Below are 11,911 nucleotides of genomic sequence, written 5' to 3' on the forward strand. Positions count from 1 at the left end.
GGGCTGGCTTCGGCCTACTCCGTCGCCGGATTCTGCTCTCGCCATGATCAATCACTCAAAGTGACGCAGAGCCACGGATCAGTGTCCGTGGACACGTGCGAGGGCGGCGGGGCCCAGGGCCTGGGGGACGGGTTCAGCCTCTACCTGATCGACGGGAGCCGCACCACGGAACCGGGGGCGCGCGGCGGGGCGCTGGGCTACTCCTTCATCAAGGACAGCTCGGTCAACCTTCCCGGCGTCACGGCCGGCTATGTGGGCGTCGGCTTCGACAACCACGGGAACTTCGCCGCCCCCTCCACCGGCCCCGGCGGTCCCGGCCGCAGCCCCAACAGTGTGGGTGTGCGCGGCTCCGGGGACCTGCTCACGGGCTTCGCCTGGCTGACCGGTGTCGAGGTGCCGGGCGGGTTCCGGGGCGGCTGGGAGGTGGGGGCCCATCTGCAGGTGACCGTCATCGGCGGGCGCCTGACGGTGCGGCGCTCCAGCGCCTTGGACCCCAACGGCGCGGTGGTGATCGACGATCTCGACCTGGCGTCCGGGCCGGGCCAGGTGCAGATGCCCGCGACGTTCAAGCTCGGGTTCGCCGCAGGCACCGGCGGCGCCACCGCCGCCCACCGCATCCGCAACCTCACCGTCGCCCTGCCCGTCGCCATGCCGCTGGAGATGAGCGGTCCGCTGACCGCTCAGGGCGGCCACCGGATCTCCTACACCGTCGGTGTCCAGAACCACGGGCCCAACGACGCCCCCGACGCCGTCGTGCGCGCAGAGGTGCCCGCCCAGCTGGTCGACGTGGAGGTGACGTGCCGCGGGGAGAATGGCGCGGTGTGCGGCGCGGGGGTCGCCGACGGCGAACTCCGCCAGCCGCTCAGCCTGCCCAAGGGCAGCAAGGCGGTGATCACTTTGCGGGGAACCGTCGAATCGCACTACGAGGGTGACTTCACCGTCACGAGCCGGATTACCTCGGCTACCCGTGCCAACACCGCGGCCCAGCAGTCCGCCCAGGTCACCACCACCGCCGAACTGCCCCTGATCAGCGTCGATCAGGAGATCGCCGGGCAGTGGGACCAGACCTGGCCCGAGAACGCCAGGGGCTGGCTCGTCAGCTACAACCTTATGCTGGCCGCCAACGAACACCGCGTGACGGCCTGGGAGATCGCCTTCGACGTCCCCGCGCGCACCCGCGTCAACCCCGCGCAGAGCCAGTGGTACCGGGTCATCAAGGACGGCCTGGAGGGAACCGTCGTCCTGGGCTCACCCAACGACGGCTCCCACACCATCGAGCCCGGCACCCCGCTGCCCGTCCACGTCCAACTGCTCTACCCCTCCCAGTACGACGCCGGCGACGGCCGGCTCCGCGGCCTGTACGCCGTCGAGGTCGCCAACCCCTGACCCCATGAAGCAGCACAGGGCCGGATCCGCCTCGCGGCAGCGCGTAGCCCGCGAGGCGGATGCTGCCGCTGGCCATGACCCGACCTGTCGGTCACGCCCGTGTGCCGGTGTCCGCCCTTGCTACCGGACCCCGATGGTGACGCCGCTGCCCAGTAGCGGGTCCGTGACGGCCGGGCCGACGAAGTCGAAGTTCCTGCCGGAGACGGCGACGGGGTTCCGATCGGTCGTCGAGGGGATGACGGTTCCGGAAGTCACCAGCGTGTACGCGCGGGCGAGTGCTTCGAGGGCTGGGGAAGCATGGCCGGGGTTGTTGGCTGCGACGTGTTCGGCTTCGCGGCCAATGGCCCGCAGCAGCGCGTCGCGGGCGTCGACGACCGCAGCTGGCTGAGTCACCTGGACCACGGTCGCGGGGATCTGCTCAATGCCGCCGTTGTCGGCGGTCTCTGTGGCGGGTGCGTTCTTGTCGGTGGTCACGAGTGCTCCTCAAAATTGAACGAGTCAGGTCGAGCGCAGCAGTTCGCCCGATGCTTTCAAGATCATTCACTGTCGTCCGTCAAGCCACAACGATCCCTGCGGTACTGATGCACGCTCGCGCCGGGCACGTACCGGGACAGGACTTCGCTTCCACCCTCGAACTTCCACCGGTTCCACGGCGCGCCGAGCACCCGGGTGTCGCCGCTGTCCGGGACGGCTACGTCACGACGTTCATGATGGCATCGGTCAGGCTCAGCAGCGGCCCATTTCACGTGGTTCCCGGTACCGCCGGGCGAAAGCCCTTGAACCGGGACTCCGGGCAGCGTCGGGTGCTGGCCGGGTGAGGTGCTCAGGCAGACCAAGTAGCACGGAAGCCTTGGCCATCAACTCTGAAAGATGGCCGTCTACCGTGCACAGTCACACGCAGCTCCGGCAGTCGTCTCAGCGCCCCGCCATCTGTCGTGAACAACCGCCAACTATCGCGAACGGTCACAACGGCAGAGCACTGGTCCCGAAAAAAGGACTACCAACTTCGGGACGCTGCATGTCAAAGTATCGGTGTCGCCGAAAACCGCAGGTCAGCGAAGGGACACGCCGCGAACACCCGGCACGTCGCCCTGTACCCGCTCATCGTCACCGCCACCACTGAACACCGCGCTGCCCGCCGCTTCCTTGCCAGCCCGGCCTTGCGGGTCGTCCGCGCGGACGAGGTCCGCCCCGGCGACCTGATCGTCTCCGCCTTCGCACTCGCCGCTCCAGGGCGCCTGCGCCGCACGGACTACTTCGCCTGTGGCCCCTACCCGGCCGACCCCGGACCGTACGACCCGACGTGCGGATGTGGCGTCTGCGGCCTGCCCGAGGTCGAGGGCCCGCACGGGACCGTGGTCCTCACCCGGGGCTTCCCCTGGGAGTGCTGCGACCCGTGGCCCGCCGACGAACCCGTCCTCGTCGATCCCCGAGGCTCCATGCCCGCCCCGACGATTCCGCCCACCGAGAGGGTCTGAATGACCGTCCACCGCGCCCCGCTGACCAACCACCACGCCGACCACAGCCTCTGCCCGCCCGAGCACAAGCACGCCAGCTCCGGCAAGCCGCTCCACCCCGACTGCCCCGGGCGCTCCTACTCCCAGGCCGTCTGCACCTGCGGCGACTGGGAGTTCAAAGGCACCGGCAAGGGCTACGTCGACGAGTCCCGCAAGCGGCACCTCGCCACCCACCCCAAGCCCCACCCGAAGGGCCCGGCCGTCCTGCGCGACCGGCTCCGCCTCGACCTCCCGTGACCGCCGCCCATACCCACCACCGCCTCTCTGCTCGGAGACCCGCAATGCCCCAGTACCTGACCGTCGCCCACCTGATCGCCCAGCTCCAGACCGTCGACCCGAACCTGCGTGTCCGTCTCGCCGTCAACCCGGACTGGGCCTTCGCCCACTACATCGGCACGGACGTCGTCGTCCACGACGGCATCGCCTACCTCGCCGAAGACGGCCAGGAGAGCTACCTGCCCGCCGCCGTCCGCGACGAACTCGCCTGGGCCTGAACCACCGCCCGCCCGAAGGAGACCCGCATCCCGACCACCCACCGCCGCACCCGCACGCAGCCGCTCGACCGGCTCGCGCTGCACCCCGTACCCCACTGGGCGAGCGGAGCGCTCGTCCGCCGCGTCCCCACCGACCCCGGCCAGCCGATCGAGGTCCTCTGGCTCCCCGCCACCACCACGAGACTCCCCTTCGGCCGCATCCTGCTGCGGTGGGAGAAGGCCCCCGAGGCGGGCTGGGACGTCACCGCCCGCCTCGGCCTCGCCACCGCCGACGTCCGCCTCGCCACCTGGCCCGCTGCCAGCGACGACTGGCCCCGTCTGGTGCGCCCCACCCTGGACGAGGTCACCGGCCTGTGTTCCGCCCTCGCCGTCGCCACCGCCGCCCTCGAACTCGCCAACCGCCTCGTCGACTCCTGAACAGCACCGCACAAGGCCGCCCCGCGCTGACCAGCCGGGGCGGCCTCGCCGTGCACCCACCCGACCGGCGGCGCGTACGCTCATCACCGGAACACCGAGGATTAGGACACGCGCATGGCCGACGACCAGCAGCTCTGGGGCTACGCCGAGGTCGCCGCGCACCTGGGCATCAGTGTCGGCGCCGCCCGCAACCGCAAGAACAGGGGCACCCTGCCCGATCCCGACGACACCAGCGTCCCGGACCGCCCCCGTTGGAAGCCGTCCACCTTCCAGGACTGGACGCCCCCTGGCCAGGGCCGCCGCAGCGACCTGCTCGGCAAGCCCTCCGAGCCCGCGTCCGGCTGACCCGCGCCACTCGCCACCGAGCTTGAAGGGGAGTACCTGCCGATGCCCGACCGCCTGGTCCGCGGCCCCGCCGCGCTGACCGCCTGGTGCTCCACCGCTGTGATCGGCGCCGCCACAGCGATCAGCGCTGCGGTGACCGGCGCCCACGGGGTGTGCGCCGCAGGGCTGTTCGCCCTCGGGGGTGGCACGCTGGCGGCCTACCGCACCATCCGCACCGCCGAGAACCGGACCGACCGCGCCGTCCTCGACCACCTGCAGCGTAGGCCCGGCCTTAGCCCTGAGGAACTCGCCGCCGGCCTCGGCCTGCGCCTGGCCGCCGTCCGGCTCAGCCTTCACCGACTGGCCACTGCCCGCAGACTCCCCCCGACAGCACCTCTCGATTCGGGACACTGATCCAAAGCGCGAAGGACCGCCACCGACGTGGGTGGCGGTCCTTCGCGCTGCCCGGCCTAATCCAGGTAGATGCCAGCGAAGGTGCCGTCGAAGCCGAGGGCCACCCGTGCGGCGTCGGTGTCGGGGTGGTGGGTCCAGGTCGGGTTGGCGATCATCGCGTCGAAGTCCTTGCGGGTGATCTCCGGTTCCAGCCACTCGTTCCCGCAGCGGCAGCGGACCCACACGTTGCGGCGGTGGTTGAGCAGCAGCCAGTCTCGGCGGGCCCGGCAGGCGGAACACGTCACCGGTATGCCGCACAGCGCGAGTTCGGCCGGGTGGAGCAGACCGCGGACGGCCTCCGGGCCGCTGGGGGTCTGGGTCTCGTACTCCAGCTGCAGGAGCGGGTCGGAGCCGGCCGGGACCGGGGTGGTGATCGGGGCCGGGGCGGTGGTGGTGTTCTCGGTGGTTCTGGTCACGGGCTCTCCGTTCGTGGTGCTCGGGTACTTGCGTAACACCTGGTGGAACCGGGTGTCGAGGGGTTCCGTGATGGCTGCTCGGCAGGCTGCCGGTTCAGCGGCGCGGTGCCGGGCGGCGCGGGTCGGTCGCGGGCTGGGCCGGTGCCGGCTGTGCGGTGCGCGCCTGTGCCGGTCCGGTCCGTGTCCGGGGGCTGGGGGACGTACGAGGGTGTTCGGGGTTGGCGGGCAGGTCGGCGAGGCGGCGGATGCGCCAGACGATGACGTCGGTGGTGTTGCGGGCGGTTTCCAGCTCTCGCCGGTCGACGGCCTTCTCCAGGAGGACCTTGGGGTCGTGGCCGGCCTTCTCCGCTTCCGCGAGGACGGCGGCCAGGGCGTCGTGCTCGCGGGCCGGGCCCTTGGGGCTCCCGGCGGTGCCGAGGACGGTGTGGATGGTGGTGTCGTGGCGGCGGCGCTCGCCGTCCGGGAGGGCGCGGCCGATCTCGCGCATCGTTCGCATGGGGGTGGCGGCGGCCTGCTGGTAGGCGGAGCGCAGGTGCTCGGCGGCCTGGCGGGAGGCGGCGGCCTGCTGGGCGTGACCCCGGGCGGAGTGCCAGCGGGCAGCCGCCAGGGTGACCAGGACGAAGGTGGACAGGACCATGGCGGTGGCGCCGCCGTCCTCGCCCCGGCCGAGCGCGCTGCCGGCATGGACGATTCCGCGGGCGGCCGAGCGCAGGGCCCGGATGTCGGCGTTCTCGGCGCGGACCTGGCTGCGGGTGGCGCGCTCGAAGGCGCGGGCGGCTTCCCGCAGTTCGGCGCGGGTGGCGGCCGAAGAGGTCTGGGCGAGGGCGTCGAGGATCTCCCCGGCACCGACGAGGTGAGCGGCGGCGGCATCGTCATCGTCCTGGTCGAGAACGGCGGCGGCACGCTCGGCGGCGCCGGCGGCGTCCCGGCGGCGCCGCGCGGGAGTGGAGCGTCCGGTGCGGGCCCGGTGGCTGCCCGGTTTCGTGGTGCCGGTGGTGGATGCGCTGTCGAGGCGAAGGCGGATGCGAGGCAGGGAGAGGTCGGGTGCGAGTTTGGACCCGGAGAACCAGATGGGCTCGCCGGTGCGGTTGCGGTCGCCGGGCAGGGCGACGTTGTAGCCGGTGAGGTCACCGGAGGGCAGGTGGCGGAGCTTGACCCGCAGGCCGGCTTCGCGCAGGCGGGTGAAGAACTCCTGCTCGGTGGCGGCTCCGGCGACGGCCTGGCGGACAGCGTCGCGCAGGGTTTCGCGCGGGGTCTCGGTGCGGCCGGTGCGTTCGGCCTTGAAGCGCTCGGCGCTGGTGGGGTTCTTCGCGGCGGTACCGTCGCCGGGGTTGAGCCGGCGCAGGCCGTAGTCCTTCTCGATGAGGCGGGCCTCGGCCTGGGCCTTGCGCCGGTCGAAGGAGAGGTTGGCGAGGCGGCCGTCCTGGCGGATGAGGGTGGCGGCGATGTGGATGTGGTCGTCGGCGTGGCGGACGGCGACCCAGCGGCAGGCGGTGGTGTCGCCTTCGGGGGCGATGCCGGTGGCGTGGACGATGCGGCGGGCGATGTTCGCCCAGTCGTTGTCGTCGAGGTGGCGGTCGCCGGGGTCGGCGCGCACGGAGCAGTGCCAGATGGTGTCGGCGGGGGCGCGGTCTGCGATGGCTTTGACGGGCTGGTCGAGTTGGGCGGCGAGTTGGGCGGTGGTGTGGTGGGGGTTGCGGCCGGGGTCGGGGGCGAAGTCGTTCCAGGAGGCGACGAGGTGCTGGTCGGTGTGTTCGTCGCGTCGGCCCGGTCCGTAGAGGTAGCGGATGAGGCCGTAGGTGCCGCCGGTGCCGGTGCGGATCTTGGGGATCACCGGCGGACCATCCAGGCGACGGCTTCGTCGACTGCTCCGATGGAGGCTTCGACGCGGTGCAGGAGCTGGCGGAGGTCGGTGGCTGGTTGGCCGCCGGCGTTGAGGAAGTGGGCCACCTGGTTGACGTTGTTGCCGATGGCGGCGAGCTGGCGGTTGGACTCCATGAGTTCCTGGATGCCGCGCCGGTAGTCGGCGATGGCGGCGCTCGGGTCGGTGCTGGTGGCGGCGGCCAGGGTGGCGGCGGCGCAGAAGCCGCCGGGGGCGAGGTCGGCGTGGTCGGCGGCCTTCCGGACGGCGGCCCACTCCGGTTCGCTGAAACGCAGGCTCACGCAGGTGCGGCGCTGGGTGGCGTGGCGGGGGCGGCGGCGTCGGGAGGCGGCGCGCTCGGGAGCGGGCGCGGTCGGCGTGTCTGTCCCGGTCGGCTCCCCCGAGTCGACTCCCCGGTTGTCGGCAGGCCCCCCTGGGTCTGCCGACGATCGGGGTGCCCGTGCCCCCTTCGGGGCGCGGGCGGGGTAAGCATCGCTTACCCCACAACTTGCTCCGCCAGGGGCGGTGTTGGGGTCGTTCTCCCGTACCTGTGTGGTGCTGTCGTGGCCGGGTGCGGTCATCGGCTGGCCTCGGTGTCGCGCTGGCGGATGTCGAGGAGGAGGTCTTCGACGAAGTCGAGTGCGAGGACGGGGTGGTGGAGGGTCCAGGGGCGGGAGTGTCGGCCGCGCTGGATGCTTCGGGTACCGTCCGGGCCGGTCTCGACGCGGTGGAGGTGGCCGTGCTGGGTGAGGACGGCAAGCCAGGAGTCCGCCTCGGCCCAGGTGGCGGGGGTGGTGCGCATGGTGGGGTACTCCCGTTCGGCGGTGGTGCGGCGGGTGACCGGCCGGGGTGACCTGGTCGGTCACCCCGGCGCTCGGGTGTCGGTCAGGTCCGGTCGGCGGTGACCGGCTGACCGGGCTGGGGCCGGAGCTGGGCCATCAGTTCGGTCAGCGTGGCGCTGGACAGGGGGATCTTCTGACCTCGGATCGCCTCGGCGACCGCCTTGCGGGTCAGCCTGCCGTTCTCCGGCGCGGCCTGCCGGGCGATAGCCAGCAGGTCCTCGGTGTCCAGGTCAGGACGGCGGTCGCTGTCCCGGTCAGTGACCGGCGGGTCGGTGACCGGAACACTGACCGGCTGACCGGTGACCTCGGCGGGGCTGACCGTCGCGGCGGTGACCGGCCTGGTGTCCGCCGGTCGGTCAGTGACCTGTCGGCCGTTGGCCGGGTGACCGCCCAGGTCAGAGGGCTTGGTCAGACTGACCGCGCTGACCGGGGTCAGCCTCGGCTGGTCTCCCGGCGCGGTGACCGGGCGGCTGACCGGGCGGCTGACCGGCCGCCCCGCACCGGGGCGAACTCCGCTGTCCTGACCGCCGGTCAGCGCTGCCAGCCGCTCGGTCAGTCCGGCCTCGACGCTGACCTGACCGAGGCCAGGGGTGACCGAGGTCAGGTCAGGAGTGACCTGACCTCGGTCGGCCTCGGTCCCTCGGTCACCCTGACCGTCCCGGTCGGCGGGGCTGACCGGTCCGCGGGCGATGAGGATGTAGAGGTGGACGGCGCCGGCCAGGGCGAGCGGGGCGATCGTGGAGAGCACCGCGACCACCGAGTCGCCGAGCCGCAGGCCGGCGGTGGTGCTCTGCTCGTTGAGCCGCACGGCATGCAGGGCGTTGGCCCACAGACTCGCCCCGGTGGCCGCGCCGAAGAGCAGCCAGACGTAGGCGCGGGCCCGCAGCGGGGCGTCGCGCATCACGAGCAGGGCGCGCACCCCGTAGGCGATGAAGCCGTCGATGACGAGCGGGAACACGAGGGTGAGCAGGCCCCGCACGTGGATGGCCACGGCCATCTGCTGCAGCGCGTCGTAGCTGAGCGCGCAGCCCGCGCCGCCCAGGGCGATGACGACGGCCCGGTCCCAGCCGGTGACGTGCGCGGAGTTCGGGGTGGTAGCGGTGGTGGTGCTCACGCGGCCGTCCCGAAGTCGTCGCGGTGCAGCTGCTCGGCGGCGCCCTGCCCGGCCGAGGCGGTGCGGGCGGCCTGTTCGGCGATCTGCCGGTGGCGGATCGCGCGGCGGGTCTCCCGGTAGAGCTTGAGGGCGTGCTCCGGGCTGATCTTGAGGAGCCAGGCGAGGCGCTCGACCGGCACGTCCTGCCGGTACCCGGCGAGGACGACGGCGCGCCGCTCGGCACGGGTGATGTGGATGTCCCGTCCGGCCAGCACGGCGTTGACCCGGCTGTAGTCCAGGCGGTCGATGAGCCTGCTGTGCAGCGGTTCGCGCTCCTCCTCGGTGAGGCCGCCCCGGATGCCGTGGGTGTCGCCCGTCTCCAGCGCGGCGTCCAGGCAGGCGCGGGCGACCGGGCACTGGGCGCACAGCGCCTTCGCGGTGGTGATCGCGGCCGTGTCCTCCGGACCGGGGAAGAACACCTCGGGGTCGACGGGGGTGTACTCGGTCGGGGTGCAGACGGCCTGGTCCTGCCAGGTCTGGTCGCCGAGGGCGCGGTGGCGGACAGGGCGGGTCGTGGTGGTCATTTGGGGTTGCTCCGATCGCTCTCCGCGCGCGGGGTCGGCGTCGGCGGAGAGGGCGCTGGGTCGGTGAAGGGTGGGCGGCTCGCCGTGGGGCGGCCGGGCGCGGCGGCGGCTCAGGCGGCGCGCTGGAGGCGTCTGCGGTCGACCGGCTCGAAGCTGACCCGGGTGGTCATCTGGGCGAGCCGGGAGGTGACGCGGTCACCGAGGCAGGTGCGGAGCTCCTTGATCGGCAGGTTGCTGGTGATCAGGGTCGGGAGCATGTGGTTGTAGCGGCGGTTGATCAGCCGGTAGGTCTGCTCTTCGACGAACTCGGAGCTCTTGGCGGCGCCGAGGTCGTCGAGGATCAGCAGCGGCACCCGGCTGTAGGCGGCGAGGGCCCGCTCGGCGTCGGTGTCCGAGCTAGGGCGGAGTTCGGCGTAGAGGTCCGCTGCGGTGGTGGCGCGCCAGCGGACTCCGATGCCGGCCTCGACCAGGCGGCGGACGGCGCCGTACGCCTCGTGGGTCTTCCCGGCGCCGACGACTCCGGCCATCAGCAGGCTGGGGCCGGTGGCGACCTGCCGGCGGGCACCGAGGCTCGGGGCGGTGGCCTCGGCGGCGACCTGCCGCACCCAGGCCAGGACCTGCGGGTTCGTGGCGACCGCCTCGCGGTAGCGCGGCGGCAGCCCGGCAGACAGGACCTCCTCCGCCGAGTACGGCTCCGCCTCGTCCGGGAGGGCGTCGACCACGTGCTGGTCGATGCCCCGGGAGGCGAGGATGCGGGCCATCCGGTCGAGCACCGAAGACGCGTCGGCGAGGGTCTGCGGGTCGCGGTGGGTGCGCATCACAGCTCCTCGGCGTAGGCGGCGACGGCGTCGACCGGGTTGGTCCACGCCTGGTGAGCGGGCACGTTAGGCCGGAATCCCGGCCGCGCCAAACCGGTGCCTCGTGCGTTCATGGCGTCGTTGACCAGGCTCGGCAGCCGGGACGGGTGGCCCTGGATCTCGGCGAACCGCTGCAGCCCGGCCCGGACGTGCTCAGCGGCGATGCCCTCGTCCAGCAGGGTCTTGACGACCTTGCCGAGGTGGCCGAGCACGCTGCCCGGCGGACGCTCGGCGCAGGCCGTGACGTACTCGCCGATCAGCTGGTTGGCCGAGACGGTGCCCGCGTCGGGCGCCTCGCGCCCCGTAGGGAAAGAAGATCCAGGATCCAAGATCCTAGATCCAGGCGTCGAGGACTCCGGGTGGGCTCGGCGAACCGTCGGGGAGGCTTCGACGAATACCGTCTGACCTGCGGTTTTCCGGGGAGCCGGAACCGGCTTGACCTCGGCCTCGACGACCAGGGTGACAGCTTCGGCGGTGCCCGGCGCCGTCTGCGCGGCGGGCGCCGGGAAGTGCTCGCGCGGCTGCTTGAGGGCTGCCGGAGTGTTCGCCGACGCTTCGCCGAACACTCGGGGAGCACTCGCGGCGGCCTCGACTCCGGACCCCGGGGTGCCGGCGAGGGCGGCCTGCTGAATGCAGGGGCCCTTGCAGACGCCGCACCGCTCCGGCTCGCAGTGCGGGCACGCGGGAAGGCGGCTCAGCGACGGCTTGTCGATCTTCTGGTGCTTGCGCCACGTCGGGTAGTGGAAGTACCGGCGGCCGTCGCAGCCGGTGTAGCGGCAGATCGCGCCAGCGGAGGCGAGCTGCTGGAGGTGGTCCTCGACGTCAGCGCGGGTGATCTCCTCGCGCATCGGCCAGACGAGGCCGTAGACGATCGCGGCTTGGTCGCGGTGCCTGCCGTGGTCGTCGGCGTGATTCGCCATGCCGAGAAAGGTGATCACAGCGGGGATGGCCACCTCGGCGAGCGTCTCGCTCACCCAGGTCTCGGGCTTGATCGCTCGTATTCGCGCCATGTCAGCGGCTCCGGACCGAGGTGACGGCGAGCTGGCCGGTGGCGAGGTCCAGCGTGTGCGGGCGCGTCCAGTCCGCCTCCGGCCAGGACCGCAGCACCCAGCGGGCGGCGACCTTGGTGGTGCTGCCGCTCAGCATGAGCCGCTCGCCGCGTCCGTCGACCGCCACGGTGTAGGGGTGGGGCCACTGACGGCTGGGGTGGGTGAGGCTGACGCGGACGGCGACCGCGCCGGGAATCATGCCCGCGAGCTTGGCCCCGAGCCGCTGCTGGCTTGGGTTGGGCTCCACGTACTGGGTTCCCCCGGGCAGGGCAGTCATGCGATACTCCGTGTTTCGTAGGAAACGCGCGCGGCGGCCTCTCGTGCAAAAGAAGTCCCGCCGCTCGCGCGGTAGTGAATCAGCGACCTTCGGGGCGCTGGCCCGGCGTCCAGGAGTTGGTAGCTCCAGGGCGCCGGTTCTCGTTTCCGGACATGTCCTACTGCATCGACTCCCCCTCTCTCTGCCCACCTGTCACCCCCGCGGCGGGGTGAGAACCTTAGGGCCTGCGGAGCCACACATCCAGTCCTTAACTCCCCATGGGGGGGGAGGACTCGTGCGCGTACCGCCCCATGCCCCTCGCCGCCCCATGAGTGCCCGGCCGGCCTTCGGGCCCCGGCTTC

16 protein-coding genes are annotated in these 11,911 nt (G+C 72.3%); 6 read left to right on the forward strand and 10 right to left on the reverse strand.

The genetic code is table 11. From position 1 onward, the window contains the following. Positions 1 to 87: 87 nt before the first annotated feature. On the forward strand, positions 88 to 1,386 hold the full coding sequence (locus ACFCY1_RS13195) for a hypothetical protein (RefSeq protein ID WP_375874568.1): 1,299 nt from the start codon (positions 88 to 90) through the stop codon (positions 1,384 to 1,386). Between the two features lie 120 nt (positions 1,387 to 1,506). Here the strand turns inward: ACFCY1_RS13195 and ACFCY1_RS13200 are convergent, their stop codons facing one another. Further along, complete coding sequence (locus ACFCY1_RS13200; protein WP_375874569.1) at positions 1,507 to 1,860, reverse strand: hypothetical protein; 354 nt, start codon at positions 1,858 to 1,860, stop codon at positions 1,507 to 1,509. Positions 1,861 to 2,546: 686 nt separating this feature from the next. Between ACFCY1_RS13200 and ACFCY1_RS13205 the strand changes: the two genes are divergently transcribed. The 5 genes from ACFCY1_RS13205 (at position 2,547) to ACFCY1_RS13225 (ending at position 4,552) form a co-directional block, all read left to right on the forward strand. Then, positions 2,547 to 2,864 carry a hypothetical protein gene (locus tag ACFCY1_RS13205; RefSeq protein ID WP_375874570.1) on the forward strand — a complete coding sequence of 106 codons (318 nt, stop codon included), beginning with the start codon at positions 2,547 to 2,549 and terminating at the stop codon, positions 2,862 to 2,864. After that, positions 2,865 to 3,140, forward strand: a complete 276-nt coding sequence (locus ACFCY1_RS13210) for a hypothetical protein (protein ID WP_375874571.1) — start codon at positions 2,865 to 2,867, stop codon at positions 3,138 to 3,140. A gap of 44 nt (positions 3,141 to 3,184) precedes the next feature. Continuing rightward, complete coding sequence (locus ACFCY1_RS13215) at positions 3,185 to 3,397, forward strand: hypothetical protein (RefSeq protein WP_375874572.1); 213 nt, start codon at positions 3,185 to 3,187, stop codon at positions 3,395 to 3,397. Positions 3,398 to 3,928: 531 nt separating this feature from the next. Further along, positions 3,929 to 4,159 carry a MarR family transcriptional regulator gene (locus ACFCY1_RS13220; protein WP_375874573.1) on the forward strand — a complete coding sequence of 77 codons (231 nt, stop codon included), beginning with the start codon at positions 3,929 to 3,931 and terminating at the stop codon, positions 4,157 to 4,159. A gap of 42 nt (positions 4,160 to 4,201) precedes the next feature. After that, entirely contained in the window at positions 4,202 to 4,552 is a 351-nt protein-coding gene (locus ACFCY1_RS13225) for a winged helix-turn-helix domain-containing protein (RefSeq protein ID WP_375874574.1), read from the forward strand. A 56-nt stretch (positions 4,553 to 4,608) separates the two neighbouring features. On the opposite strand, the gene ACFCY1_RS13230 is transcribed toward ACFCY1_RS13225, so the two are convergent. The 9 genes from ACFCY1_RS13230 to ACFCY1_RS13270 all read right to left on the reverse strand — a co-directional run bounded on the left by ACFCY1_RS13230 (position 4,609) and on the right by ACFCY1_RS13270 (position 11,570). Further along, complete coding sequence (locus tag ACFCY1_RS13230) at positions 4,609 to 5,007, reverse strand: hypothetical protein (protein ID WP_375874575.1); 399 nt, start codon at positions 5,005 to 5,007, stop codon at positions 4,609 to 4,611. A 94-nt stretch (positions 5,008 to 5,101) separates the two neighbouring features. Further along, complete coding sequence (locus ACFCY1_RS13235; RefSeq protein ID WP_375874576.1) at positions 5,102 to 6,841, reverse strand: relaxase/mobilization nuclease domain-containing protein; 1,740 nt, start codon at positions 6,839 to 6,841, stop codon at positions 5,102 to 5,104. Continuing rightward, positions 6,838 to 7,170, reverse strand: coding sequence for a MobC family plasmid mobilization relaxosome protein (locus tag ACFCY1_RS13240; RefSeq protein ID WP_375874577.1), 333 nt, complete (start codon positions 7,168 to 7,170; stop codon positions 6,838 to 6,840). Before ACFCY1_RS13240 ends, ACFCY1_RS13235 begins: the two co-directional genes overlap by 4 nt. Positions 7,171 to 7,445: 275 nt before the next feature. Continuing rightward, positions 7,446 to 7,670: a hypothetical protein gene (locus tag ACFCY1_RS13245; protein WP_375874578.1), complete on the reverse strand. Its 225-nt coding sequence runs from the start codon at positions 7,668 to 7,670 to the stop codon at positions 7,446 to 7,448. An 83-nt stretch (positions 7,671 to 7,753) separates the two neighbouring features. After that, positions 7,754 to 8,824, reverse strand: a complete 1,071-nt coding sequence (locus tag ACFCY1_RS13250) for a DUF2637 domain-containing protein (protein ID WP_375874579.1) — start codon at positions 8,822 to 8,824, stop codon at positions 7,754 to 7,756. Beyond that, complete coding sequence (locus ACFCY1_RS13255) at positions 8,821 to 9,387, reverse strand: WhiB family transcriptional regulator (protein WP_375874580.1); 567 nt, start codon at positions 9,385 to 9,387, stop codon at positions 8,821 to 8,823. Before ACFCY1_RS13255 ends, ACFCY1_RS13250 begins: the two co-directional genes overlap by 4 nt. A 110-nt stretch (positions 9,388 to 9,497) precedes the next feature. Continuing rightward, a complete protein-coding gene (locus ACFCY1_RS13260) occupies positions 9,498 to 10,205 on the reverse strand; it encodes an ATP-binding protein (RefSeq protein WP_375874581.1) in 708 nt (235 codons plus the stop codon). Beyond that, positions 10,205 to 11,254 (reverse strand): hypothetical protein, encoded by a 1,050-nt coding sequence (locus tag ACFCY1_RS13265; RefSeq protein ID WP_375874582.1) that lies wholly within the window; start codon positions 11,252 to 11,254, stop codon positions 10,205 to 10,207. The genes ACFCY1_RS13260 and ACFCY1_RS13265 overlap by 1 nt, the downstream gene beginning before the upstream one ends. 1 nt (position 11,255) lies before the next feature. Next, on the reverse strand, positions 11,256 to 11,570 hold the full coding sequence (locus ACFCY1_RS13270; protein ID WP_375874583.1) for a transcriptional regulator: 315 nt from the start codon (positions 11,568 to 11,570) through the stop codon (positions 11,256 to 11,258). Between the last annotated feature and the right edge of the window lie 341 nt (positions 11,571 to 11,911).

The organism is Kitasatospora sp. NPDC056273 (genome assembly GCF_042268845.1).
Classification (GTDB): Bacteria; Actinomycetota; Actinomycetes; order Streptomycetales; family Streptomycetaceae; genus Kitasatospora.

What these genes read in the sequence shown, in the direction of transcription:
- ACFCY1_RS13210 (WP_375874571.1), top strand. Translation starts at nt 2,865, where the DNA reads ATGACCGTCCACCGCGCCCCGCTGACCAACCACCACGCCGACCACAGC.
- ACFCY1_RS13215 (WP_375874572.1), top strand. Translation starts at nt 3,185, where the DNA reads ATGCCCCAGTACCTGACCGTCGCCCACCTGATCGCCCAGCTCCAGACC.
- ACFCY1_RS13220 (WP_375874573.1), top strand. Translation starts at nt 3,929, where the DNA reads ATGGCCGACGACCAGCAGCTCTGGGGCTACGCCGAGGTCGCCGCGCAC.
- ACFCY1_RS13225 (WP_375874574.1), top strand. Translation starts at nt 4,202, where the DNA reads ATGCCCGACCGCCTGGTCCGCGGCCCCGCCGCGCTGACCGCCTGGTGC.
- ACFCY1_RS13245 (WP_375874578.1), bottom strand. Translation starts at nt 7,670, where the DNA reads ATGCGCACCACCCCCGCCACCTGGGCCGAGGCGGACTCCTGGCTTGCC.
- ACFCY1_RS13255 (WP_375874580.1), bottom strand. Translation starts at nt 9,387, where the DNA reads ATGACCACCACGACCCGCCCTGTCCGCCACCGCGCCCTCGGCGACCAG.
- ACFCY1_RS13260 (WP_375874581.1), bottom strand. Translation starts at nt 10,205, where the DNA reads ATGCGCACCCACCGCGACCCGCAGACCCTCGCCGACGCGTCTTCGGTG.
- ACFCY1_RS13265 (WP_375874582.1), bottom strand. Translation starts at nt 11,254, where the DNA reads ATGGCGCGAATACGAGCGATCAAGCCCGAGACCTGGGTGAGCGAGACG.
- ACFCY1_RS13270 (WP_375874583.1), bottom strand. Translation starts at nt 11,570, where the DNA reads ATGACTGCCCTGCCCGGGGGAACCCAGTACGTGGAGCCCAACCCAAGC.